The following is a 25,064-nucleotide window of genomic DNA, read 5'->3' on the forward strand; positions in this document are numbered from 1 at the left end:
GTGGTGGTTGAGAACCGGCCAAGTCTACGATGCGCGCGTGAAGCTCAATGTGCCTTGTCCCAGTTGGGGCCGACGCCCACTTCGGCGAGCAAGGGAACCTTCAGTTCCGCCACGCCGGCCATCAGGCGCGGGATCTCGGTGCGCACCCAGTCCGACTCGCCTTCGGGCAGCTCGAACACCAGTTCGTCGTGCACCTGCATGATGACGCGGACCTCGGACTGCCTGGCATCGAGCTCGGCCTGCACCGCCACCATGGCCTTCTTGATCAGGTCGGCCGCCGTGCCCTGCATGGGCGCGTTGATGGCCTGCCGTTCGGCCGCCTTCTTGCGCGGGCCGCTGCCGCCGTTGATGTCCACCAGGTACAGGCGGCGGCCGAAGACGGTTTCCACGTAGCCGTGGTCGCGCGCGAATTCCACCGTCTCGTCCATGTAGCGCTTGACGCCCGGATAGCGCTGGAAATAGCGGTCGATGTAGGCGGCGGCAGCCTTGGTCTCTATGCCCAGGTTCTTGGCCAGGCCAAAGCTGCTCATGCCGTAGATCAGCCCGAAGTTGATGACCTTGGCATAGCGGCGCTGCTCGCTGCTGACCTGCTCCAGCTCCACGTTGAAGACTTCCGATGCCGTGGCCCGGTGCACGTCGCGGCCTTCGTGGAAGGCGCGCAGCAGGGACTCGTCGCCCGACAGGTGGGCCATGATGCGCAGCTCGATCTGCGAGTAGTCGGCGCTGGCGATCACATGGCCGGGCGCGGCAATGAAGGCCTCGCGCACGCGCCGGCCTTCGGGCGTGCGGATAGGGATGTTCTGCAGGTTGGGGTCGTTGCTGGACAGGCGCCCAGTCACGGCCACGGCCTGGGCGTAGTGCGTGTGCACCCGGCCCGTGCGCGGCAGCGCCAGCTGGGCCAGCTTGTCGGTATAGGTGCCCTTGAGCTTGGACAGGCTGCGGTGCTCCAGCAGCTTGGCGGGCAGCGGATAGTCCTCGGCCAGCTTCTCCAGCACCTCTTCATCGGTGCTGCGTGCGCCGGTGGCCGTCTTCTTGACCACGGGCATGCCCAGCTTGTCGAAGAAGATCTCGCCCAGCTGCTTGGGGCTGGCCAAGTTGAAGGGCTGGCCCGCGATGTCGTAGGCCTCCTGCTCCAGCTGCACGATGCGCTGGCCCAGGTCGTTGCTCTGCCTGGCCAGCGTGGCGGCATCGATGAGCACGCCGTTGCGCTCTATGCGGAACAGGGCCTCGCTGGTGGCGATCTCCAGCTCGTAGATGCCGCGCAGGCCGTCGTGCGCCTGCAGCTGCGGCCACAGCACGCGGTGGACGTCCAGGGTCTGGTCCGCATCCTCGCAGGCGTAGGCGGCAGCCTTGTCCACGGGCACCTGGGCGAACGGGATCTGGTGGGCGCCCTTGCCGCACAGGTCTTCATAGCTGATGCCCGTGCGGTTGGTGTGGCGCAGCGCCAGGCTGGCCAGGCCGTGCGGGCGGTGCACTTCCAGCACATAGCTTTGCAGCATGGTGTCGTGCACATAACCGTGCACCTCGATGCCGGCATTGGCGAAGACATGGCGGTCGTACTTGACGTGCTGGCCCAGCTTGGGCCGGGCCGCATCCTCCAGCCAGGGCTTGAGGCGCTGCAGCACTTCGTCGGCCGGCAGTTGCTCGGGCGCGTCGGGGCCGGCATGGCGCAGGGGGATGTAGGCAGCGGCGCCGGGCTCCACGCTCAGCGAGATGCCGACGATCTCGGCACGCATCTCGTCCAGCGAGGTGGTTTCGGTATCCAGGGCCGTGAGTTCGGCGGCGTTGATCTTGGCCAGCCACTGGTCGAACGCTTCCCAGGTCAGCACCACGTCGTAGTCCAGCGCACGCTGCTGGGCGGTCTCGGCCTCGGCGGTGGCGTCGTCGGATTCGGCCTGCTCCTGGGCAAACATGTCGCCCGTGGACTGGTCGGCACGCGGCTTGGCCGCTGGCTTGCGGCCGGCCTTGACGGCTTGTAGCGCATCGGGCTCGGGCGCGGCACCGCCGAGCATGCGTGCCAGCCCCTTGAAGCCGTAGCGCTCATAGAACTCGCGCAGCGGCGCGGTATCGGGCTCGCGCGGCGCCAGCGCGTCGAGCACGGGCAGGGTTGGCACTTCGGCGCTCAGGTCGCAGTCGGTCTTCATGGTGACCAGCTGGCGGCTCAGCGCCAGCTGGCCCGAGGCGATGGCATCGCGCAGGTTCTGGCCAGCCACGCCCTTGATGCCGTCGGCCGCAGCGATCAGGCCGTCGAGCGAGCCGTGCTCGGCCAGCCACTTGACGGCCGTCTTGGGGCCGACCTTGGCAACGCCGGGCACGTTGTCCACGGCATCGCCGACCAGCGCCTGGTAGTCGATCATCTGCGCAGGCGGCACGCCGAACTCGGCCGTCACGCCGGCCACGTCGCGGCGCTTGCCGCTCATGGTGTCCATCACCATGATGTGGGGATCCACCAGCTGGGACAGGTCCTTGTCTCCACTGGAGATGACCACGTTCACGCCCTGGGCGGCGGCCGTCTTGGCCAGGGTGCCGATCACGTCGTCGGCCTCCACGCCCTGGATGGCCAGCACGGGCCAGCCCATCAGGCGGACCACTTCGTGGATGGGCTCGATCTGCGAGCGCAGATCGTCGGGCATGGGCGAGCGGTGCGCCTTGTATTCGGGATAGAGCGCATCGCGGAAGGTGGGGCCGCTGGCGTCGAACACGCAGACCGCGTAGTCGGCCGCCACTTCCTTGCGGATCGCCTGGAGCATGTTGATCATGCCGCGGATGGCGCCCGTGGCGGGGCTTTCCGGGTTGCCGGGCTCGGCGCGCAGATCCGGCATGGCGTGGTAGGCGCGGTAGAGGTAGCTGGAGCCGTCGATCAGCACCAGGGTCTTGGAATTGCTCATGCGCCGATTGTGCACGCGCCGGCAGGGGGACAGGGCGGGACAGGGCCCGCCGCAAGACCTACAATGGAGCCCATGCGCGCCGCTCCACTTCTCATCCTCCTGAGCCTGGCCGCCAGCCCCGTGCTGGCCCAGAACCCCACGCCTGCCCCGGCTGCCTCCACCGCCCCCGCGGCGGCGACCGCCGGGCAGACCGCGCCGGACACGGCCAGGCCCGAGGCCCGCGACCGAAGCAACCAGCGCGTGGAACGCATCCATGTGGAAGACGAAGGCAGCCGCGTTGACGAACTGCGCGTGGGCGGCCAGACCCGAAGCATCACCGTGCAGCCCAAGGTCGGCGACATGCCCTCCTATGAGGTGCAGTCCAACGACGGCGCCCGCTCCTCGCGCAACCGCGGCGATGGCGACGGCACCAACGGCACGCGCGTCTGGAACCTCAAGAAGTTCTGATCCTCACCGGACTGTCCGGGCCCCGGGCCCGGCGGCATCCCAGGGGGCAGCACCTGACGGCGCTGCCCTCTTTCCATATCTGACGACAACGATTTCCGCCGAGCCGCGCTGGCCGGCAATGCAAACATGGCTGTTTTCACCGAAGTCTCCGACAAAGATGCGCGCGAGCTGCTGCGCCGCATGTCCCTGGGTTCCTTCAAGGAGCTGCGCGGCATCCAGGGCGGCATAGAGAACACCAACTACTTTCTCACCACCGAGCAGGGCGAGTGGGTGCTGACGCTGTTCGAGCGCCTGACGGCCGAGCAACTGCCCTTCTACCTGTACCTGATGAAGCATCTGGCGCAGGCCGGCATTCCCGTGCCCGACCCGCAGGCCGAGACGCGCAGCGGCGACATCCTGCTGCGCGTGTGCGGCAAGCCCGCCTCCATCGTCAACCGCCTTCCCGGCAGGAGCGAGCTGACCCCCCAGCCCGCACACTGCGCCGCCGTGGGCGAGATGCTGGCGCGCATGCACCTGGCCGGCAGAGACTACGATCGCCAGCAGCCCAATCTGCGCGGCCTGCCATGGTGGAACGAGACCGTGCCCACGGTGATCCCGCACATCGACGCACCCACCGCCGACCTGCTGCGCTCCGAACTGGCCTTCCAGAACCATGTGGCCGCCTCGCCCGCCTATGCGGCCCTGCCGCGCGGCCCCGTGCATGCCGACCTGTTCCGCGACAACGTGATGTTCGAGGGCGAGCGCCTGACCGGCTTCTTCGATTTCTACTTCGCAGGCGTGGACAGCTGGCTGTTCGACCTGGCAGTGTGCCTCAACGACTGGTGCATCGAACACGCCACAGGCGCCCATGACGCGGCCAAGGCCAAGGCCATGATCGATGCCTACCAGTCCGTGCGCCCCCTGACCGCCGCCGAGCGAGAACTGTTCAACCCCATGCTGCGCGCGGGCGCGCTGCGCTTTTGGATCTCCCGCCTGTGGGATTTCCACCTGCCGCGCGAGGCCTCCATGCTCGTTCCCCACGATCCCACGCATTTCGAGCGCGTGCTGCGCCAGCGCCTGGCCCGCCCCGTGGCGCTGGACTGACGTCCCAGGCCGGCCACGACGCGGCTGCCGGAGGGCTTTGCGGTCCACGGGCCGCGCTTCCTCGGGTACAGTCCCCGTTCGGGCGCCAGCGGCGCGGCCCATGCCAGAGGCCATGCCCCATCCAGGCGCCCCGACTTCCTCACCCCATGAAACTTCTCATCGTTCCCGCCCGTACCGGCCTGCAATGGGTGCAGCAGGGCATCCGCACCTTCCGCCAGCAGCCGCTGGCGCTGGCGGCACTGTTCTTTCTGTCGATGGCGGCCATGTCGCTGGTCACGGTGCTGCCGCTGATAGGCCCCGTGATCGCGCTGGGCCTGCTGCCGGCCACATCGCTGGCCATGATGGTGGCGGCGGCCGAAGCCTCGCACGGGCGCGCGCCCACGCCGGCCCTGCTGCTGGTGGCCTTTCGCACCGGGCGCCAGCGCCTGAATTCCATGCTCACGCTGGGCGCCATGTATGCGGCAGGCTTCTTGCTGATCATGGGCCTGTCCATGCTGGTGGACGATGGCCAGTTCGCCAACGTCTACCTGGGCGGCGAGCCGCTGACGCGCGAGATCGCCGAATCGCCCGACTTCCAGGCCGCCATGTGGCTGAGCATGGGCCTGTACCTGCCGCTTTCGCTGCTGTTCTGGCATGCGCCGGGCCTGGTGCACTGGCACAACGTACCGCCGGTCAAGGCCGTGTTCTTCAGCCTGGTGGCGTGCGTGCGCAACATCGGCGCACTGGTGGTCTTCGGCCTGAGCTGGATGGGCGTGTTCATCGTGGCCGGCATCGTGATGGCACTGATCTCGGCCGTGCTGGCCCAGGTGCTGGGCGGCATTGCCAACGGCCTGATGATTGCCACGGCCATGCTGCTGGCCGCCATGTTCTTCACCTCCATCGTCTTCACCTTCCGTGACTGCTTTGCGGCGCCCGATGAAAGCGATGGCAGCGACGCCATCGGCACCGAACCGCCGCAGCCGCCCGGACTGTCCGGCTGACGCCTGCACGGCACCAGATCACCAGGCCCCTTTCGAGGGGCTTTTTCTTTGCCGTTTCTCTGTCGTTCCAGCGGCCACCCGGGCGTCCACATGACGCAGTCACTGTTGTGTCATGCGGATGCCATCGCTTTGTCACAGTGCCTGCCTAGCATGCCGTGCGGATGCATAGCCAGCGAGTGCGCAGCGGCATCCCGGCCCATCCCGCCCCCGATGGGCTGATGCAGACAACCCCACAACGGAAGCCCCATGTCCCAATCCACGATGCTCTCCCGCCGCAAGGCGCTGCAATTCCTGACCGGCGCCCCCCTGCTGCCGCTCGGCTCCGCCGTGTCCGCCGCCGGCCTGCTGACCGCCTGCGGCGGTGGCGATGACGGTCCCGCGAAGAACTATGTGGCGGCCAGCTTCACCTCCATGGCCGCGCCCACGCTGGCCACCCCCCAGGCCATGGCCCGGATGACCGTGGCCTCGCAGCTCAAGGTGCAGTACAGCGACAACAGCGAGCAGAGCTTCGACCTGGGCTACCAGCCCTTCTTCGTGACCGGCGACGAAGTGCCGGACGGCAAGGGCGGCAAGATCCTGGCCGGCGGCTACTACGACATCAACAACAACAAGATCATCGACCGCACCGTGGCCGGCAGCGAGCGCCACTTCTTCTCCGATGCGCCCGACGGCACCTCGCTGCTGACCGTGCCCAATGCCAAGGTGGATGGCGTCAAGGGCAAGCCCGTGTTCGCCGTGGTGCAGTTCGAATACACGACCTGGGCGCAGGATGGCAAGACCGACATGTACGGCAAGCTGCCCTCGCCCATCGCCGTGCTGACGCTGGACCAGGACCAGACCACGGGCAAGCTCAGCCTGGTCAAGTACCACAACGTGGACACCTCCAAGGTGCACGGCCTGTGGATCACCTGCGGCGCCAGCCTGTCGCCCTGGGGCACCCATCTGTCCAGCGAAGAGTACGAGCCCGACGCATTCGCCACCGGCAATGCGCAGTTGCAGGCCTTCAGCCAGAACCTGTATGGCGACCAGACCAAGGCCAACCCCTACCACTACGGCCACATGCCCGAAGTGACGGTCAACGTGGACGGCACGGCCAGCATCAAGAAGCATTTCTGCATGGGCCGCATCTCGCACGAGCTGGTCCAGGTCATGCCCGACCAGCGCACGGCGCTGATGGGCGACGACGCCACCAACAGCGGCTACTTCGTCTTCGTGGCCGACAAGGAAAAGGACCTGTCCTCGGGTTCGCTGTACGTGGCCAAGGTGGGTGCAGGCTTCTCCATCGACCCCGCATCGGGCAGCGCCGCCGCGCTGACCTGGATCAAGCTGGGCTCGGCCACCAGCGCCGAGATCGAGCAGCTGGCCAACACGCTCAAGCCCACGGACATCATGACCGTGGCCAAGACCGATCCGGGCGACGCCAGCTACACCAAGATCACCGCCAACGGCAAGGTGGAGTGGATCAAGATCAACCCTGGCATGGAAAAGGCCGCCGCCTTCCTGGAAACGCACCGCTACGCCGCCTTCAAGGGCGCAAGCATGGGCTTCACCAAGATGGAAGGCACGACCGTCAACGCCAAGGACAAGGTGGCCTACTCGGCCCTGCAGAACTGCGAGAAGTCCATGGTGGCCGGCGATGCGCTGAACGTGGCAGGCAATGGCGTGTCCATCCCCAAGCAGCTCAAGGCCGGCGCCGTGATGGCACTGAACCTGCGCGGTGGCCAGAAGGACACGGCCGGCGCCGCCATCAACAGCGAGTGGATGCCCGTGGACACCAAGGCCCTGCTGGCCGGCGAGGACATCAGCGCCGACGCGCTGGGCAACACCGGCAACCCGAACAAGATCTGCAACCCCGACAACCTCAAGTTCTCGGAGAAGATGCGCACCCTGTTCATCGGCGAGGACAGCGGCCAGCACGTGAACAACTTCCTGTGGGCCTACAACATCGACACCAAGCAGCTGTCGCGCCTGATGTCGATTCCCGCAGGCGGCGAATCCACGGGCCTGCACGCCGTGGACGAGATCAACGGCTGGACCTACATCATGAGCAACTTCCAGCACGCCGGTGACTGGGGCAGCATCCACAACGTGGTCAAGTCCACGCTGGACCCGCTGATCAGCACCAACTATCGCGGCAAGTTCGGCGCCGCCGTCGGCTACCTGACCGGCACCGCTTCCCAGCCCAAGCTGTCGGCCTGACCGCCGCCCTGCGGCGCGTGGCGCCACAACAAGAAGGCCATGGATTTCCATGGCCTTTTTGCATGCCTGCGCCGCAACTGCATGGATGTCATGAACCCGACTCTTAGCGTGCAAAACAAGAGTCATTCTCACCTGCTCGCTATAATTTCTGATGCATTGCGGCGTCGCTAGCCCGCCATCGCACCATCTTCAGCCCCGCCGGATCACGCCCCTCAAGGCCCGGCAGGCGCACGCAGAGCCACACCACAGGAGAGACTCCATGACCCCAGCTTCCCGCATCCTTCGCAGCACGGCCTCCGCATGGCTGGCGGCCGCTGCCACCCTGGCGGTGCCGGCTGCACATGCCGACTATCTCTGGCTGCAGCAGGACGCAGGACAGGCCCGGGCCTATGCCGGAGAACTGCGCAAGCCGCTGCAACAGCTGCCGGCCCTGGAGGACGCCAAGCAGGTCCTGCCCGACGGCAAGAGCCTTCCCCTGAAGGCCGAGGCCAATCATTTCACCGCAGACGCAGGCCAGGGCGATGTGCGCATCGCCGCCACGCGCCCCGGCGCCAATGGCGTGCTGACCTACTACCAGGCCCGTTTCGGCCGCAATGACACCAAGGCCGTGAACGACCTGGAGCTGGTGCCCACCACGGCGGGCGGCGATACGTTCCAGCTGGTGTTCAAGGGCCGCAAGGTCGCGGCCAGCCAGGTCAATGTGCAGACCAGCGAGGGCTGGTACCGCACGCTCACGCCATCGCAGGACGGCACGGTGAGCTTCAAGCCCTACTTCCCGGGCCTGTACGTGCTGGAGGTGACGGCGCGCGTGGACAACGGCTCGGTCACGCTGGACGGCAAGAAGTACACCGACGTGCGCCACACCACCACGCTGAGCTTCGAAGTCAAGCCCTGAGCGCCGGGCGCGGCGGCCCGGCCCTCACTCCACGACCGTGAGCTTGGCAATGGACAGCGCCAGCCACTTCGTGCCGTGGCGCCCAAAGCTGACCTGGGCACGCGCGTCGTCGCCCGTGCCTTCCAGGGCCAGCACCTTGCCTTCGCCGAACTTGTTGTGGAACACGTTCAGGCCCACGCGCAGGCCGTGGCCCGGGTCGGCCTTTTGCGGCGGCACGGGCGGGCTGGCGAAGACCTCGCTGCGCCAGCCTTCGGCCTTGCTGCCGAAGCCGCCGCGATCGCGTGAGCCATAGCCGCCACCGCCGCCACCGGGGCGGGGCGCGTAGCTGCCAAAGCCGCCCTGCTTGGGGGTGATCCACTTGAGCGCCTCTTCAGGCAGCTCGTCGAAGAAGCGGCTCTTGACGTTGTAGCGCGTCTGCCCGTGCAGCATGCGCGTCTGCGAATGGCTCAGGTACAGGCGCTTGCGCGCGCGGGTGATGGCCACATAGGCCAGGCGGCGTTCTTCCTCCAGGCCGCCCCGGTCCATCATGGCGTTCTCGTGCGGGAACAAGCCCTCTTCCACGCCGCCGATGAAGACGGCGTCGAACTCCAGGCCCTTGGAGGCATGCACGGTCATCAGCTGCACGGCGTCCTGGCCTGCCTGGGCCTGGTTGTCGCCAGCCTCCAGCGCCGCGTGCGTCAGGAAGGCAGCCAGCGGCGACAGGGTCTCGCCGGTATCGGCATCGACCATGCCGGCCACGGTGCCGGCCGGCGGCGTGAGGGGCGTGTCCAGCAGCGGCAGCGCAGGGTCCAGGCCCTGGCTGGCCGGGCTTTGCGTCAGCGCCCTGGCGCCGTCGTGCTCGTCCAGCGGCAGGGCCACGGCATCGCGGCCAAAGCCTTCCTGGGTGACAAAGCTCTCGGCCGCGTTCACGAGTTCCTGCAGGTTCTCGATGCGGTCGGCGCCTTCCTTTTCGTTGCGGTAGTGCTCGAGCAGGCCGCTTTCTTCCTCGATGGCCTCGATGATCTCGCGCAGCGTGCGGCCCTGGGTCTGCTCGCGCAGCACGTCGATCTTGGCGACAAAGCCTGCGAGCTTGGCGCCCGGCGCGCCCGGCACCGCCGAGACGGCATCGTGCAGCGAGCAGCCCGCGCTGCGCGCCGCGTCCTGCAGCGTCTCCACGCTGCGCGCGCCGATGCCGCGCGGAGGGAAGTTCACCACGCGCAAAAAGCTGGTGTCGTCGTGCGGGTTCTCCAGCAGGCGCAGGTAGGCCAGCGCATGCTTGATTTCGGCGCGCTCGAAAAAGCGCAGCCCGCCGTACACGCGGTAGGGAATGGCGGCATTGAACAGCTGCGATTCGATCACCCGGCTTTGCGCATTGCTGCGGTAGAGCACGGCGATTTCCTGGCGCTGCCAGCCGTCCTTTTTCACGAGCTGCTGGATTTCCTCGACCATCCACTGCGCCTCGGCCATGTCGGTGGGCGCCTCGTAGATGCGCACGGGCTCGCCCGGGCCCTGGGTGGTGCGCAGGTTCTTGCCCAGGCGCTGGCTGTTGTGGCTGATGAGCGCGTTGGCGCAGTCCAGGATGTTGCTGTAGGAGCGGTAGTTCTGCTCCAGCTTGATCTGCTGGCGCACGTCGAACTCGCGCACGAAGTCCTGCATGTTGCCCACGCGCGCACCGCGAAAGGCGTAGATGCTCTGGTCGTCGTCGCCCACGGCGATCACGCTGCCCAGGGCCTGCAGGCGGCCATCCACCACGTCGCCCGCCAATTGCTTGAGCCACTGGTACTGCAGCTTGTTCGTGTCCTGGAACTCGTCGACCATGATGTGGCGAAAGCGCCGCTGGTAGTGGGCGCGCAGCGCGGCATCGTCGCGCAGCAGCTCGAAGGAGCGCAGCATCAGCTCGCCGAAATCGACCACGCCTTCGCGCTGGCACTGCTCCTCGTAGAGCTGGTAGATCTCGACCTTCTTGCGCGTGTCCGGGTCATTGGCCACCACGTCGCCGGGGCGCATGCCCTCTTCCTTGCAGCCGGCAATGAAGTACTGCAGCTGCTTGGGCGGGAAGCGCTCGTCGTCCACGTTGAACTGCTTGCACAGGCGCTTGACGGCCGACAGCTGGTCCTGCGTGTCCAGGATCTGGAAGGTGGACGACAGCCCTGCCGCCTGGTGGTGGGCACGCAGCAGCCGGTTGCACAGGCCGTGGAAGGTGCCAATCCACATGCCGCGCACGTTGTAGGGCAGCATGGTCGACAGGCGCGCCAGCATTTCCTTGGCCGCCTTGTTGGTGAAGGTCACGGCCAGGATGGAGCCCGGCGTGGCCTGGCCCGTCTGCAGCAGCCAGGCGATGCGCGTGGTCAGCACCCGCGTCTTGCCCGAGCCGGCGCCGGCCAGGATCAGCGCATGGCCGGCCGGCAGCGTGACGGCAGCGAGCTGCTCCTCGTTGAGGTTGGCCAGCAAAGGGGAGTTGGAGGCGGGTGCGGCACCGGAGGCGCCGTCGAGCAGATCGATCGGGAACATCCCGGCATTGTAGGAAGCGCCCTGGCCTGCGGGGAAAGCCATGCTGCATTTCCCGCATTCGACACATGCAGCGCATCTTCCCGGTCCATAACGCCATTGCTATAACCGCTATATCGACAGGGCGCCCGGGCCCGCCGCCGGCAACGTATAGAATCAATCACCGGGCCCAAGTTTCTTGCGGTCCGGTTTTTTGTGCCCGGGCCACAGCCGCCCTGGCGACGCGGCCCGCCCGCGCCGCCCGCAAGACCGGCCTCCAAGCCAAGCGCCCCATCGCGGAGGGATGTTCCTGCCGCGACCTTTCATGGAGCTTGGAATCAAATGGAAATCTTCGACTACGACAACATCCTGCTGCTGCCGCGCAAGTGCCGCGTGGAAAGCCGCTCGGAGTGTGATGCCAGCGTGGAGCTGGGCGGTCGGTCCTTCCGCATCCCGGCCGTGCCGGCCAACATGAAGACGGTGGTGGATGAAAGCATCTGCACCTGGCTGGCCCGCAACGGCTACTTCTACGTGATGCACCGCTTTGACCTGGACAACGTGCAGTTCGTGCGCGAGATGCAGGGCAAGGGCTGCTTCGCCTCCATCTCGCTGGGCGTCAAGAAGCCCGACTACGACACCGTGGACCGCTTCGTCGCCGAAGGCCTGTGCCCTGAATACATCACCATCGACATCGCCCACGGCCATGCCGACAGCGTGAAGAACATGATCGGCTACCTCAAGGAAAAGCTGCCCAAGTCCTTCGTGATCGCCGGCAACGTGGGCACGCCCGAAGCCGTGATCGACCTGGAGAACTGGGGCGCCGACGCGACCAAGGTCGGCATCGGCCCCGGCAAGGTCTGCATCACCAAGCTCAAGACGGGCTTCGGCACGGGCGGCTGGCAGCTGTCGGCGCTCAAGTGGTGCGCGCGCGTTGCCACCAAGCCCATCATTGCCGACGGCGGCATCCGCAGCCACGGCGACATCGCCAAGAGCGTGCGCTTTGGCGCCACCATGGTGATGATCGGCTCGCTGTTCGCGGGCCATGAGGAATCGCCGGGCCAGACGGTCGAGGAAAACGGCCAGCGCTTCAAGGAGTACTACGGCTCGGCCTCGGACTTCAACAAGGGCGAGTACAAGCACGTCGAAGGCAAGCGCATCCTCGAGCCCGTCAAGGGACTTCTGGCCGACACCCTGATCGAGATGGAGCAGGATGTGCAAAGCTCCATCAGCTACTCGGGCGGCAAGAAGCTGATGGACATCCGCAAGGTCAACTACGTGATCCTGGGCGGTGACAACGCAGGCGAACATCTGCTGATGTAAGCGCAGACACCAAGGCAAGGCGGCTTCGGCCGCCTTTTTTTGTGCCTGCGTTCCCGACGTCACGCAGGCCGCGCACGCCGAGATCGCGCCATGAACCAAAATTTTGGCGTGTCTTCCTGCAAGCACGCCAAAAATGCCGCATAATTGCGGTCTCGTTTGCAGCGCAGACTTGTTTTTGGGGCTCTTAGCTCAGCTGGTAGAGCAGCGGACTCTTAATCCGTTGGTCGAGTGTTCGAATCACTCAGGGCCCACCAAAAATTCCTTTTCAGCCTGGATTCATCCAGGCTGATTCCTTCGGAATACCCGAGGGGGCTCTTAGCTCAGCTGGTAGAGCAGCGGACTCTTAATCCGTTGGTCGAGTGTTCGAATCACTCAGGGCCCACCAAGAATTCCTTTGCCTGATCTCTTCAGGCAGCCACGCAGAAATACGTGGGGCTCTTAGCTCAGCTGGTAGAGCAGCGGACTCTTAATCCGTTGGTCGAGTGTTCGAATCACTCAGGGCCCACCACCAACACCCCGAAAAAGGCACTCAGCGCACCGGCGCTCAGTGCCTTTTCTTGGTGTACTCCATCAGCACCGACATATTGCTGCTGCCGACCTTGGCCACCCACTCGCGACCAAAGCGCTCGCCCACCAAATCCAGCATGTGGCGCAGATCCGCCGACGGCGCGGCCACGGACACCTTGTTGTCGGCAAGGATCTTCTTGCCCAGCTCATCGGCCTGCTGGGCCAGCGCCCAGCCCTCTTTTTCAGCCGACTCGGCAGCGCGGCCGATGGCCTGGCGCTCGGGCTCGGTGAAGCCCCTCCAGGCAAGTTCGCTGACGCAAAGCATGTTCTTGGGAATCCAGGCCTTGATATCCAGAAACACCTTCATGGCCTTCCAGGCCTGGATGTCGGCGCCCGTGGCGCTGGAGGTAATCATGGCATCGATGCCACCTTGCTCCACAACGGCACCCAGATCGCCTGCGGCAATCACCACCGGCTGCGCCCCCCAGAGCTCGGCCAACCGCTTGGTCGCATCGCTTTGCACACGCAGCCTGAGGCCCTTGAGATCCGCGATGCCGTGGACCGGGCGCCGACTCAGGAGACCCTGCGCCGGCCAGGGCACGGCAAACAGCAGGCGCGCGCCCTGCTGGGCCAGCAAGAACTCCTGCAGCACGGGGCGGGTCAACTGCCACAGGCGCGCGGCCTCGTCAAAGCCACGCACCATGAAAGGCAGCGAGTCCATGGCCAGCAGCGGGTGGATATCCGCACAGGACGACATGAGCACTTCGCCGAACTGGAGGTCATTGCGCTTGAGCGCAGGCAGCACCTGCGCCATGGGCTTGAGCGCCGAGCCGGACACCACCTCGATCTCCAGCGACTGCCGGGTGTCGGCACCCACGCGTGCCGCGAAATTGCGCAGGTTCTGCGTGTGGAAGATGCCATCGCCATAGGCCGCCGACAGCTGCAGCCGGTGGCCCTTGGACCAGGCAGCGCCGGCGGTCAGTTGCAACGCGGCCGGAGCCAGGCCTGATATCAACGTGCGGCGAGAAACAGTCATGAAAGATCCTTGGCGAAAGCGCCCAGAACCATGCCATCCACCCGACGGCGGACCTGTGCATGCGGGCGGAAAAGATAAATTCTATCGACATTTATATCATTTAGATACAAACTATCGACTCATTCCATCGCCCAGGTCATTCGCCAAGCCATCCGTCACACCGGATTCCAGCCAAGCCGCTACAGTGTCACCCTGCCGCAGACGCATGAGTGTGCGGCCCTCTTCTGCGCCTGTGGCCCGCCTGCAGCGCACAACCGCCTCGCCTGCATGCCACAAAATGTTTCCCCGCTCTGGCAGGGCCCGCGCTGGGCCCTGGCCGTCCTGCTTGCCATCCTGGGCATGCTGGGGCCGTTCTCGATCGATACCTACATCCCGGCCTTCTCGGGCATCGCCCAGGCCTTGAACGCCACGCCGCTGCAGATGCAGCAGACGCTGTCGGCCTATCTGTTCGGCTTTGCCTTCATGAACCTTTTCCATGGCGCCATGGCCGACAGCTTTGGCCGTCGCCCCGTGGTGCTATGGGGACTGGCCGTGTTCACGCTGGCCTCGGCAGGCTGCGCGCTGTCGCAGAACATCACGCAACTGGTGCTGTTCCGGGCGCTGCAGGGCCTGTCCACGGGCGCCGGCATCGTGGTGTCGCGCGCCGTGGTGCGCGACCTGTTTCCGCCTGCCCAGGCCCAGCGCGTGATGGCCCAGATCACCATCTTCTTCGGCATTGCCCCGGCGCTGGCGCCGGTGCTGGGCGGCTGGCTGTTCGTGCACCTGGGCTGGGCGGCCGTATTCTGGTTCCTGACGCTGGTGGGCGTGCTGCTGTGGAGCATCAACTGGCGCTTTCTGCCCGAGTCTCTGCCGCAGGCGCAGCGCCAGCCCTTCCGGTTCAAGCCACTGATGCAGGGCTACAAGGCGCTGTGCAGCGATCCGCGCTTTGTGCTGCTGGCCTTTGCCAGCGGCGTGCCGTTCAACGGCATGTTTTTGTACGTGCTGTCGGCCCCCGCCTTCCTGGGCGACCTGCTGCACCTGCAGCCGCAGCAGTTCTTCTGGTTCTTCGTGATTTCGATCTCGGGCATCATGGGCGGCGCCTGGGTGAGCGGCCGGCTGGCCGGGCGCATTCCACCCAAGCACCAGATCCGCCACGGCTTCGTGATCATGTTCGTGGTGTCCATCGTCAACCTGGTTGCCAACCTGATCTGGCCTGCCCATGTGAGCTGGGCGTTGATTCCCGTGGGTGTGTTCGCCTTCGGCTGGGCCATGATGGTGCCCGTCGTGACCTTGCTGGTGCTGGACATCCATCCCGAGCGGCGCGGCCTGGCCTCATCGCTGCAGGCCGTGGTGGGCTCCACGGCCAATGGCATCGTGGCCGGCGTGCTGGCGCCGCTGGTGATGCATTCGACGGTGCTGCTGGCCCTGGGCTCGATCAGCATGATGCTGATCGGGCTGGCGTCGTGGATCTACCTGCATCACCGCTGGCCCGAAATCGGGCGGCATGCCTCGGAGGCCTGAAGGCCACTGCTCCCGGGATCCCGGGCGTCTATGCCCGGCCCGCGCGGCGGTCCAGCATTTTTTCCTTGTAGTAGCGCGCCTTTTCGGCATACATGGCCTGGTCCGCGCGTGACACGGTGGCCTCCAGCTGGCTGCCCTCGTTGCAACAGGCCACGCCCATGGACAGGCTGACCAGCTGACCCGGATAGAACTGGTTGTTGAGCTCCAGCAGGGACAGGATGCGCTCCTTGACGGCTTCGGCGCCGCGCTCGTCCGAGGCTGGCAGCAGCACCATGAATTCGTCGCCGCCCACGCGTGCCGCACAAGCAGGCGCATCCACGGCCTTGGTCAGCACTTCGCCCACTCGGCGAAGCATGTCGTCGCCTGCGGCATGGCCATGCTCGTCATTGGCCTCCTTGAGACCATTCATGTCGATGGCGATCACGGCCAGCGGCCACGGCCCCTTGCGCGCCAGGCGGTTCAATTCCTCGATATAGAAGGCGCGGTTGCGCAGTTGGGTGAGCACGTCGTGCTTGCCCAGGTATTCCAGATAGGCCTCGGCCTTCTTGCGTGCCGTGATATCCACCAGGGACAGCAGCACCAGCCCCCAGTCGTCCGCATGGCCGTCCAGCACGGCCAGCTGCATGTGGATGTGCAGCGTGTCGCCCGACAGCGCGTAGTTCACCACTTCGCGGTGCTGCACGAGCTTGCCGTTCCACAGGTCCTGGAGTTGATCGGCAAAGGAGTCGATCATTTCATCGCGGAAGATGCGGCCCAGCCGGCTCAGCAGCTGCAGCTTGTCGGTGGCACCGAACATGCGCAGCGTCTGGCGGTTCACGTCGATGACGCGAATCTCCTGCATGCAGCGCGAGATGAATTCCGGATGCACCTTGAGGAAGGTGGCGAAATCGCTGATGCCCTGGGCGCGCACATCGTCGAGCAGGCGCTTGATGGAGCTGAAGTCCTCGACCCACAGCGACACGGGCGAGTACTCGAACAGGTCGCGCGAGTACTGCTCGCTGCGGTGCAGCTGCCGCGTGCTGCGCATCTCGGCCGTCACGTCTTCCAGCGACACCAGCACGCAGTCCCAAAGCTCCTCATGGCCGGGCAGGATGCGGCCACGGATCTGCACGTCCAGCCGGCGCCCGTCCAGCGTGTAGTTGGCGGTGCGGTTGGCAAAAGTCGGCGAGCCCTTCCAAAGCTCCTGCAGCTCGCAGGCCAGGCCGGCATGCATGTCGTCACGGAACACCTGGCCCAGGCTGTCGAGAAAGGTCTGCTGGTCCGCGGCGCCGAACAGGTCCAGCGTGCGCTGGTTGACGCGAACCACCCTGAGCGCGGCACTGCACTGCTGCAGTGCCTGCGGATGGGCAGAAAAATGCGCCTGCAGATCGGTCACGCCCTGTGCTCGCCACTGGTCGAGCAGGCGCTTGAGCGCGCTGTAGTCCTCCAGCCATAGCGAGACGGGGGCCAGTTCGAACATGTGCTCAAAATCCACACTGGACGCGATCAAAGACTCCACAGGGCACCTCCGCGCCGCGATTATGGCAGTCGCAGAGCCCGCCAGACAGCAGGTTCTGCGCCACGAACACAGGCAGCGCCAGGCAGGCAGGCGGATTGCCCAAAAAAAACCGGCCCCGAAGGGCCGGTCTGCATGCAAAGCCGGAATCGATCAGCGCACGGCGCGCTTGCGATCGCCGCCCTGGGGCGAGTAAGGCTTGGGAGCGCTCTTGCCAAAGGCCGGACGGCGCTCACCACCGCCGAAGCCGCCGCGGGATTCACCGCCGAAGCCACGCGATTCACCGGATGCACCACGGAAGCCGCCATCGCGGTGGCCGCCATCGCGGGGAGCACCCTCACGACGGTCGCCGCCGCGCGCAGCGCCACGGTCGCCGCCGAAGCCACGGCCTTCCCCGCCACGGCCAAAGCCGCCTTCACGCGGAGCCTGGCTGTAGCCGCCTTCACGCTGGCCCTGGCCAAAGCCGCCTTCGCGCTGACCCTGGCCGAAGCCGCCTTCACGCTGGCCGCCACCGAAGCTGCCGAAGCCAGCCTTGCGGCCATAGCCTTCCGAATCACGGCGGGGGCCGAAGCCACGGTCGCCACCGCGATCACCAAAGCTGCGCTCGCGGTCACCACCGCCGAAGCCGCGGTCGCCACCGAAACCACCACGACCACCGCCGGCGGAGCCTCGGCGATCACCACCACGGCCTTCAAAGCCGCCGCCACGACGGCCGCCACGGCCTTCGTTGCCGCTGGGTGCGCGCTGTGCAGGCTCGAGACCAGGAATCACCTCGGCCTTGAATTGCTGACGGCTGTAGCCTTCGATATCGAAAATGCGGCGGCGGTCACGGAATTCCGCGAACGTCACGGCCACGCCTTCGCGACCGGCACGACCCGTGCGGCCGATGCGGTGGGTGTAGTCCTCGGCCTTCATGGGCAGGCCGTAGTTGAAGACGTGGGTGATGGAGGGCACGTCAATGCCGCGTGCCGCCACATCGGTCGCCACCAGCACCTGCACCTGGCCGCTGCGCAGCGCCATCAGGCGGCGGTTGCGCAGGCCCTGGCTCAGGGCGCCGTGCAGCGCCACGGCCGAGAAGCCGTCCTGCTGCAGGTCGTTGGCCAGGCCGTCGCACTCGACCTGGGTCGATGCGAAGACGATGGCCTGGTTGATGGTGGTGTCGCGCAGCCAGTGGTCCAGCAGCTTGCGCTTGTGCTGGGAGTTGTCGGCCCAGAACAGCACTTGCTTGATGTTGGCGTGCTTTTCCTGGGGCGTGTCGATGGTGACCTTCTTCACGCCCGATCCGCCGTCATGCATCACGCGCATGGCCAGCTGCTGGATGCGGGGCGCGAAGGTGGCGCTGAACATCATGGTCTGCTTGCGCTGGGCCGTCAGGTCGTTGACTTCGGCCAGATCGTCCGAGAAGCCCAGGTCCAGCATGCGGTCGGCCTCGTCGACCACCAGGAACTGCACCTGGTCGAGCTTGATCTGCATCGAGCGCTGCAGGTCCAGCAGACGGCCAGGCGTGGCCACCACGAGGTTGGCGTTCTGCAGCTTGGCAATCTGCAGCTGGTAGGGCATGCCGCCCACCACGTTGGCAATGCGGATGCCACGGCAGTGCTTGACCAGTTCGATGGCGTCATGCGCCACCTGCTGAGCCAGCTCGCGCGTGGGGCACAGGATCAGGGCGCCGGGAACGGCCGCCTTGAAGTTGCGGGGATTGGTGGGGTCCTTGCGCTTGTTGCGCTTGGGCGTGGGCTGGCCGCTGGCAGTGGCCTCGGCGCACTGGCGGTCATATTCGGCGCGGATGGCGGCTTCCTCGTCAGCCTTTTGCTGGATCAGCGTGTGCAGCACGGGCAGCAGGAAGGCGGCGGTCTTGCCCGAGCCGGTCTGGCTGGAAACCATCAGGTCGATGAAGGCCTGATCACCACTGCCCATGGCCAGGGGAATGGCTTGCGCCTGCACGGCCGTGGGCTGGGTGTAGCCCAGATCGGCAACGGCGCGGACCAGCTCTTCAGCCAGGCCCAGCTCGACGAAGGCGTTGGGGAGTTCGGGAGCTGCCTGAGCGGCTTCGGCGCCCTCGACGGTTTCAGCAGCGGCCTGCGACTCGGCGGCCTGCTCGGCACCGGCAACGGCGGCGTCCAGCACGGAAGAGGCTTGGGCAGCGCAAGCAAAAGAGGAATCGGCAGCGGCAATGATGCCCTGCTCTTGAGAGATGTCGTTCATGAATGGCTCTAACGAAAAGCACGCGCAGTCAGCGATCTGCCACGCTTTTCTCGACGGTTGGGTCAACATCCACCGTCAGACTTGACCGGCCCTTCGCAAAAGGGCGGATGGGCGTTTTCGGCTGGTCCGAAACCGATGGTCCCGCCATCCATGAAAGCCTTCATGGAGGTCTGTGGACATCGACCTCAGACACACAGCGCAGGAGCCCTTGTGTGATGGAGATGTGCAAATTGCCCCTTGTTGATGGAGGCAAGCTGTAGATTGTCGCACTCCTGGGGTTTTCCCGCAAGCCCCCTGCACAAAAATGGCCGGAGGGCCCCGGCTCCGGGCGCTAGACGCTCAGCAGGCGTGCGCGATAGTGCGCCAGCTCATCGATGGATTCATGCACATCGGCCAGCGCCGTGTGGCGCTGGGCCTTCTTGAAGGATGCGTAGGCATCGGGCTTCCAGCGCCTGGCCAGTTCCTTGAGGGTGCTGACATCAACGTTGCGGTAGTGAAAGAAGTCGTTGAGCTTGGGCATGTAGCGCTCCATGAAGCGCCGGTCCTGGCCAATGCTGTTGCCGCACAGCGGCGCCTTGCCCTTGGGAACGTACTGCGCCAGGAACTTGATCAGCGCGGCTTCCGCATCGGCCTCGGTGGTGGTCGATGCCTTGACGCGCTCGATCAGGCCGCTCCTGCCGTGCGTGCCCTTGTTCCAGGCGTCCATGCCGTCGAGCAGGGCATCGCTTTGATGGATGGCGAACACAGGACCCTCGATGCGCGTGGCAAGGTCCGGGCTGGTGACGACCACGGCGATCTCGATGATGCGATCGGTGTCGGGCTGCAGCCCGGTCATCTCGCAGTCGAGCCAGACGAGATTGAGGTCGGATTTGCTCAGGGTGACGGGCGTGCCGGATTCGGCGGGGACGGGAATGCAGGCGCTGGAGGCTTCGGACATGGCCCAAATTGTCGCCTACACTGCGGCCACATGGTCTTCAACCCCGATTTTTCCTCGACGCTTTCCCTGCTGTTTGCCGCAGCCGTGCTGGCCCAGTGGCTGCTGCGCGCCTGGCTGGCCTCGCGCCAGGTTCGCCATGTGGCAGGCCACAGAGCGCAGGTGCCCGAGGCCTTTGCGCAGCGCATCAGCCTGGCCGCCCACCAGAAGGCCGCCGACTACACACTGGCGAAGGCACGCGCTGCCCTGATCGACATGACGCTGGGCGCCGTGGTGCTGCTCGCATGGACGCTGCTGGGCGGGCTGGATGCACTCAACCAGCAGTTGCTGGAATGGATGGGCGCCGGCCTGTGGCAGCAATTGGCGCTGCTGGCCAGCTTTGCTCTGATCTCCGGCCTGGTGGAGCTGCCGCTGTCGCTCTACCAGACCTTTGTGCTGGAGCAGCGCTTCGGCTTCAACCAGATGACGCTGCGGCTGTGGCTGGCCGATGCCGCCAAGTCCACGGCCATGGGCGCAGCCATCGGCCTTCCGATTGCGGCACTGATCCTGTGGCTCATGGGTTCGGCCGGCGACCTGTGGTGGCTCTGGGCATGGGCCGTCTGGACGGGCTTCAACCTGCTGCTGATGTGGATCTTCCCGACCTTCATCGCACCGCTGTTCAACAAGTTCGATCCACTGGAGGACGGCCCGCTCAAGGAGCGCGTGAGCGCACTGATGCAGCGCTGCGGCTTCACGGCCAAGGGCCTGTTCGTGATGGACGGCAGCCGCCGCTCGGCACATGCCAATGCCTATTTCACGGGCTTCGGCCACTCCAAGCGCGTGGTGTTCTTCGACACCTTGCTCAAGCAGCTGGACGCCGACGAGGTGGAGGCCGTGCTCGCGCATGAGCTGGGCCATTTCAAGCACCGCCACATCCTCAAGCGCATGCTGCTGATGTTTGCCGCCAGCCTGGCGGGCTTTGCGCTGCTGGGCTGGCTGTCGCAGCAGCTGTGGTTCTACCTGGGCCTGGGCGTGCGTCCGGGTCTGGACCTTGCGCTGGGACACAGCGGCATCGGCGCCGGCAACGAGGCCGTGGCGCTGCTGCTGTTCCTGCTGGCCGTGCCAGTGTTCAGCTTCTTTGTCACCCCGCTGTTCTCGGCCCTGTCGCGCCGCGACGAGTTCGAAGCCGATACCTACGCCATGCAACAGGCCAGCGGAGCCCACCTGGCCTCGGCACTGCTCAAGCTGTACGAGGACAATGCTTCAACGCTCACGCCCGATCCCTGGTACGTGAGCTTCTACTACTCGCATCCGCCCGCCCTCGCCCGGCTGGCGCGCATGCCCTCTCCGACCTGAACCATACGCACTCACCATGAGCACACAACGCTTGCAACAACAGGACTGGTCCAACCAGCAGCGCCGCGCGCTGACTTCCGACGAACTGCACACCGCACTGGCCGCCCTGCCGGGCTGGCAGCTCGATGGCGATGCCATCGCCAAGAGCTACGCCTTCGCCAACTACTACGAGACCATGGCCTTCGTGAATGCGCTGGCCCTGATCGCCCACCAGCAGGACCACCATCCCGACCTGACCGTGAGCTACGGCCGCTGCGGTGTACGCCTGAACACGCATGACGTGAACGGCATCTCGTCCACCGACATCGAGTGCGCACGCCGCATCGATGCGTTGCTGGCGCGCCCATGAATCGCACCCCGCTGACCCATGGCTGAGCGCTCCGCACTGCACGAAGGCCTGGTCGTCTCCAGCCATGGCCGCCATTGCGTGGTCGAGACCGAAGACGGCTCGCGCCACATCTGCCACCCGCGCGGCAAGAAGAGCCAGACCGTGGTGGGCGACCGCGTGCGCTGGCAACTCCCGCCCCCAGGCCAGGGGGAGGAAGGCACCATAGAAAAGGTGCTGGAGCGGCGCAACCTGTTCTACCGGCAGGACGAGATACGCACCAAGTCCTTTGCAGCCAACATCGACCAGGTGCTGATCCTGATCGCCGCCGAGCCGGTCTTCTCCGAAAGCCAGCTGGCCCGCGCCCTGATCACTGCCGAAGCCACCCACATCAAGCCCCTGATTGCCCTCAACAAGCGTGACCTGGCCGAGCCCTTTGCCGACGCCTGGGAGCGCCTGGAGCCTTATCGCGAGATGTACCTGGGCCAGGAAAAGCCGCACTACGAGGTACTGTCGCTGTCGCTGGCCAATGAGGGCGAGGCCGATCGGCAGCTGCTGATGAAGCACCTCAAGGGCAAGGCCACGCTGGTGCTGGGCCCTTCCGGCTCGGGAAAGAGCACCCTGATCAACCTGCTGGTCCCCGGCGCGCGCGCGGCCACCAACGAGATCTCGCAGGCACTGAACTCCGGCAAGCACACGACCACCACGACCAGCTGGTACTGGATGGACGAGGAGCGCACGACAGCCCTGATCGACTCGCCGGGCTTCCAGGAGTTCGGACTGCGCCACATCGAACCCACCGACCTGCCCCGCTGCATGCCCGACATCGGCGCCCATGCGCAGGAATGCAAGTTCTACAACTGCACCCACCTGCACGAGCCCGGATGCGCGGTCATGCCGCGCGTGGAGGATGAGGAACACGGCATGGACGCCGACCATGACATCAGTGCCAACCGGTACTGCATCTATGCCGAGCTGTTTGATGAGTTGAGTCAGGCCACGAAGTATTGAGCCCCCCCCAAACGCCACGGGGCCGCTCCGGGAGGGAGGAAACGACGCCTCCAAAGGGGCGTCATCCAGGACTCGCCCGCAGGCTCCGCACTCAGCCCAACAGGCGCGCCAGCGACAGCAGCGCCAGCAGCAGCAGCCAGACCACGACCGAGCGCCAGACCAGGCCGACCACGCTGCGCAGGTGGCCGATCTCGGGCTCACGGCCCGGCGTGGCTTCGCTGTCCACGTCGAGATCGATCTCCTCGCCGTCGTCCCGGGTCACCGAGATGCCCTCGCGGCGCTTGAGTGCCTCGCCGCCCAGGCGCACGTTGATGGCGCCCGAGGTGGCGGCCAGGATCACGCCGTCGTTGTCGTTGGGAAAGCGCTGGGCATGGAAGCGCCAGCCCTCGATGGCCTCCTCGAAACTGCCGACCACGGCAAAGGAAAGAGCCGTCAGCCGTGCGGGCAGCCAGTCGATCACGGTCCAGGCCAACCGTGAGGCGTGCTGCAACTGGACACTGACCTGGCTGCCACCCAGCAGGCCCTTGCGCGACCAGGAGCGCGACAGGTGCTCGGTCATGCGGTAGAACACGGCGCCCAGCGGGCCCAGGCCCAGCGCCGCCAGTGCAGAGAACCAGAACAGCACGCCAAACACATGGCGATGCGCTGCCAGCACCGAATACTCGATCACATGGCGCACCACCTCGCTGCGGGGCACTTCGCTGGCGTCCACCTGCTGCCAGTGGGCGAGGGCTTCGCGCGCCGCGTACTCGTCACCTGCATCCAGCGCATCGCGGATGCGCGTGAAGTGGTGGCTGAACTGGCGAAAGCCCAGCGTGACGTAGAGCACGGCCACATTCCAAACCATGGCCAGCGGCCAGCCCACGCCCCACAGCAGCAGCAGATAGATGCCTGTCACCAGCACGCAGGGCAGCGCCACCGCCACGGTCCAGGCCAGCCAGCCGTGGTGCGCCTGGCCGGCATCGAAGTTGCGGCGCACCGAAACCGTCCAGGCCCTGTAGCCTGTGTGCACCAGGTTGGCCGGCGTCAGGGGGCGCGCCTGCTCGATCAGCAAGGCGATCAGAATGGCAAAGAAACTCATCCGGCCATCATACTGGCGCATGCGGGCAGGCCCGTGACCCCGGGGTGGCACGGCACCCCATCCGGGCATCAGGCCGACAGGAATCGGTAAAGATTGCGCAGCATGCCGGCCGTGGCGCCCCAGATGTAGCGCTGGCGGTCTCCATCCTGATAGGGCATGGCAAACCATTCGCGCGGCACGCCGTTCCAGACCATGGCGTGGCGCTCATGGTTGGCAGGATCGAGCAAAAAGGACAGCGGCACCTCGAACACGTCCGCCACTTCGTAGGGATTGGGATGCAGGCGCGCCCGGGGATCGACCAGGGCCACCACCGGCGTGATCAGAAAGGCCGTGCCCGTGGTGTAGATGGGCAGGGTGCCCAACACTTCCACATCGCCGGCAGCAAGCCCGACTTCCTCCTGCGCCTCGCGCAGGGCCGTGGCCTGGGCAGACACATCCTCAGGATCGCGCTTGCCACCCGGAAAGGCCACCTGGCCCGAATGGGTGGACAGATGGGCCGTGCGTTCGGTCAGCAGCACCGTGGGCTCGGAGCGCAGCACGATGGGCACGAGCACGGCGGCATCGGTGGGCTGGCGATCACTGAAGCGTTTCTCGCGCACCACCTCGGGAGCCCAGCGGGGCGGCCGCGCAAAGCGCTGGCGCAGGGCATCCGGCGCGCGGGCCTCCAGAGGCACGGCGGGCAGGTGGCTGTCCCTGCCCACCAGTTGCGCCATGCGCGGGTCGGCGACCGAGGCGACGGCCGCTGGCGTCGGGCCGCCGGTCGGCACGGGTATGGCGGTATCGGGCAGAGAGGACACGAATGAAGGAATGTGGTGAGAAACGACCGGGCAACAAAAAAGCCGCTACAGGCGACTGTAGCGGCTTTCCAGCTGTGACGCAGGTGCTCAGGCTTCGGCAGAAACCTTGACACGCGACGGCAGCTTTTCCTTGATGCGGGCCGACTTGCCGCTGCGCTCGCGCAGGTAGTACAGCTTGGCACGACGCACATCACCGCGACGCTTGACTTCGATGCCGGCGATCAGGGGCGAGTAGGTCTGGAACGTACGCTCCACGCCTTCACCACTGGAGATCTTGCGCACGGTGAAGCCGCTGTTCAGGCCACGGTTGCGCTTGGCGATCACGACGCCTTCGTAGGCCTGCACGCGCTTGCGGCTGCCTTCGACCACGTTCACGCTCACGATGACGGTGTCACCGGGGGCGAACTGGGGGATGGTCTTGTTCAGACGGGCGATTTCCTCTTGCTCGAGGGTCTGGATCAGATTCATGGTCAACATCCAATCGATCTTGTCCGCGCCAGGATTGGCAAGCGCCGGGATTGGCGCCATGGCTGCTTTGTTCGTAGCAGCGGCCGGATAGA

The 25,064-nt window shown here is 66.0% G+C and carries 19 protein-coding genes and 3 tRNA genes; 13 read left to right on the plus strand and 9 right to left on the minus strand.

Annotated features, from left to right (window positions below; all coding sequences use genetic code 11):
* Positions 1 to 44: 44 nt before the first annotated feature.
* Positions 45 to 2,888, minus strand: coding sequence for a DNA polymerase I (gene polA / locus ACN20X_RS25190; RefSeq protein ID WP_016451119.1), 2,844 nt, complete (start codon positions 2,886 to 2,888; stop codon positions 45 to 47).
* A 72-nt stretch (positions 2,889 to 2,960) separates the two neighbouring features.
* Here polA and ACN20X_RS25195 point away from each other — a divergent pair, with 72 nt between their 5' ends.
* The 5 genes from ACN20X_RS25195 (at position 2,961) to ACN20X_RS25215 (ending at position 8,492) form a co-directional block, all read left to right on the plus strand.
* On the plus strand, positions 2,961 to 3,335 hold the full coding sequence (locus ACN20X_RS25195) for a hypothetical protein (RefSeq protein ID WP_016451118.1): 375 nt from the start codon (positions 2,961 to 2,963) through the stop codon (positions 3,333 to 3,335).
* 126 nt (positions 3,336 to 3,461) lie between these two features.
* Positions 3,462 to 4,418: a homoserine kinase gene (locus ACN20X_RS25200; RefSeq protein ID WP_061287392.1), complete on the plus strand. Its 957-nt coding sequence runs from the start codon at positions 3,462 to 3,464 to the stop codon at positions 4,416 to 4,418.
* A 146-nt stretch (positions 4,419 to 4,564) separates the two neighbouring features.
* Positions 4,565 to 5,398, plus strand: a complete 834-nt coding sequence (locus ACN20X_RS25205) for a BPSS1780 family membrane protein (RefSeq protein WP_016445799.1) — start codon at positions 4,565 to 4,567, stop codon at positions 5,396 to 5,398.
* A gap of 246 nt (positions 5,399 to 5,644) precedes the next feature.
* Positions 5,645 to 7,597 carry a PhoX family protein gene (locus ACN20X_RS25210; RefSeq protein ID WP_016445798.1) on the plus strand — a complete coding sequence of 651 codons (1,953 nt, stop codon included), beginning with the start codon at positions 5,645 to 5,647 and terminating at the stop codon, positions 7,595 to 7,597.
* A 259-nt stretch (positions 7,598 to 7,856) separates the two neighbouring features.
* Entirely contained in the window at positions 7,857 to 8,492 is a 636-nt protein-coding gene (locus tag ACN20X_RS25215) for a hypothetical protein (protein ID WP_016445797.1), read from the plus strand.
* A 24-nt stretch (positions 8,493 to 8,516) separates the two neighbouring features.
* Here ACN20X_RS25215 and ACN20X_RS25220 read toward each other — a convergent pair whose 3' ends face one another.
* Positions 8,517 to 10,982, minus strand: a complete 2,466-nt coding sequence (locus ACN20X_RS25220; protein ID WP_047472639.1) for a UvrD-helicase domain-containing protein — start codon at positions 10,980 to 10,982, stop codon at positions 8,517 to 8,519.
* A gap of 318 nt (positions 10,983 to 11,300) precedes the next feature.
* Here ACN20X_RS25220 and ACN20X_RS25225 point away from each other — a divergent pair, with 318 nt between their 5' ends.
* The 4 genes from ACN20X_RS25225 (at position 11,301) to ACN20X_RS25240 (ending at position 12,786) form a co-directional block, all read left to right on the plus strand.
* On the plus strand, positions 11,301 to 12,278 hold the full coding sequence (locus ACN20X_RS25225) for a GMP reductase (protein WP_016445795.1): 978 nt from the start codon (positions 11,301 to 11,303) through the stop codon (positions 12,276 to 12,278).
* A gap of 178 nt (positions 12,279 to 12,456) precedes the next feature.
* Positions 12,457 to 12,532 (plus strand) — tRNA-Lys (locus ACN20X_RS25230).
* A 55-nt stretch (positions 12,533 to 12,587) separates the two neighbouring features.
* A tRNA-Lys gene (locus tag ACN20X_RS25235) sits at positions 12,588 to 12,663 on the plus strand.
* 47 nt (positions 12,664 to 12,710) lie between these two features.
* Positions 12,711 to 12,786, plus strand: a tRNA-Lys gene (locus ACN20X_RS25240).
* Between the two features lie 36 nt (positions 12,787 to 12,822).
* Here ACN20X_RS25240 and ACN20X_RS25245 read toward each other — a convergent pair.
* Positions 12,823 to 13,821: a TRAP transporter substrate-binding protein gene (locus ACN20X_RS25245; RefSeq protein ID WP_473210014.1), complete on the minus strand. Its 999-nt coding sequence runs from the start codon at positions 13,819 to 13,821 to the stop codon at positions 12,823 to 12,825.
* A gap of 267 nt (positions 13,822 to 14,088) precedes the next feature.
* On the opposite strand from ACN20X_RS25245, the gene ACN20X_RS25250 reads away from it, so the two are divergent.
* Positions 14,089 to 15,321 (plus strand): multidrug effflux MFS transporter, encoded by a 1,233-nt coding sequence (locus tag ACN20X_RS25250; RefSeq protein ID WP_016445793.1) that lies wholly within the window; start codon positions 14,089 to 14,091, stop codon positions 15,319 to 15,321.
* Between the two features lie 28 nt (positions 15,322 to 15,349).
* On the opposite strand, the gene ACN20X_RS25255 is transcribed toward ACN20X_RS25250, so the two are convergent.
* From ACN20X_RS25255 to orn, 3 genes are all read right to left on the minus strand, one after another.
* The gene (locus tag ACN20X_RS25255; RefSeq protein ID WP_016451114.1) at positions 15,350 to 16,819 is read right to left on the minus strand and encodes a sensor domain-containing diguanylate cyclase; all 1,470 of its coding nucleotides are present in this window, start codon (positions 16,817 to 16,819) and stop codon (positions 15,350 to 15,352) included.
* A gap of 150 nt (positions 16,820 to 16,969) precedes the next feature.
* The gene (locus tag ACN20X_RS25260; RefSeq protein ID WP_016445791.1) at positions 16,970 to 19,021 is read right to left on the minus strand and encodes a DEAD/DEAH box helicase; all 2,052 of its coding nucleotides are present in this window, start codon (positions 19,019 to 19,021) and stop codon (positions 16,970 to 16,972) included.
* Between the two features lie 331 nt (positions 19,022 to 19,352).
* The gene (gene orn / locus ACN20X_RS25265) at positions 19,353 to 19,958 is read right to left on the minus strand and encodes an oligoribonuclease (protein WP_016445790.1); all 606 of its coding nucleotides are present in this window, start codon (positions 19,956 to 19,958) and stop codon (positions 19,353 to 19,355) included.
* 30 nt (positions 19,959 to 19,988) lie between these two features.
* On the opposite strand from orn, the gene ACN20X_RS25270 reads away from it, so the two are divergent.
* The 3 genes from ACN20X_RS25270 to rsgA are packed head-to-tail and all read left to right on the plus strand — an operon-like array spanning position 19,989 to position 22,626.
* A complete protein-coding gene (locus ACN20X_RS25270) occupies positions 19,989 to 21,290 on the plus strand; it encodes a M48 family metallopeptidase (RefSeq protein WP_046240658.1) in 1,302 nt (433 codons plus the stop codon).
* 16 nt (positions 21,291 to 21,306) lie between these two features.
* Positions 21,307 to 21,639: a 4a-hydroxytetrahydrobiopterin dehydratase gene (locus ACN20X_RS25275; protein WP_016445788.1), complete on the plus strand. Its 333-nt coding sequence runs from the start codon at positions 21,307 to 21,309 to the stop codon at positions 21,637 to 21,639.
* Between the two features lie 18 nt (positions 21,640 to 21,657).
* Positions 21,658 to 22,626: a ribosome small subunit-dependent GTPase A gene (gene rsgA, locus ACN20X_RS25280; RefSeq protein ID WP_016445787.1), complete on the plus strand. Its 969-nt coding sequence runs from the start codon at positions 21,658 to 21,660 to the stop codon at positions 22,624 to 22,626.
* A 91-nt stretch (positions 22,627 to 22,717) separates the two neighbouring features.
* Here the strand turns inward: rsgA and ACN20X_RS25285 are convergent, their stop codons facing one another.
* The 3 genes from ACN20X_RS25285 to rplS all read right to left on the minus strand — a co-directional run bounded on the left by ACN20X_RS25285 (position 22,718) and on the right by rplS (position 24,972).
* Positions 22,718 to 23,707 (minus strand): CobD/CbiB family protein, encoded by a 990-nt coding sequence (locus ACN20X_RS25285; RefSeq protein WP_026062341.1) that lies wholly within the window; start codon positions 23,705 to 23,707, stop codon positions 22,718 to 22,720.
* A 68-nt stretch (positions 23,708 to 23,775) separates the two neighbouring features.
* A complete protein-coding gene (locus ACN20X_RS25290; protein ID WP_016445785.1) occupies positions 23,776 to 24,504 on the minus strand; it encodes a CoA pyrophosphatase in 729 nt (242 codons plus the stop codon).
* A gap of 87 nt (positions 24,505 to 24,591) precedes the next feature.
* Positions 24,592 to 24,972: a 50S ribosomal protein L19 gene (rplS, locus tag ACN20X_RS25295; protein WP_016445784.1), complete on the minus strand. Its 381-nt coding sequence runs from the start codon at positions 24,970 to 24,972 to the stop codon at positions 24,592 to 24,594.
* Positions 24,973 to 25,064: the final 92 nt, after the last annotated feature.

It is taken from the genome of Delftia sp. PX-1, from assembly GCF_055797465.1.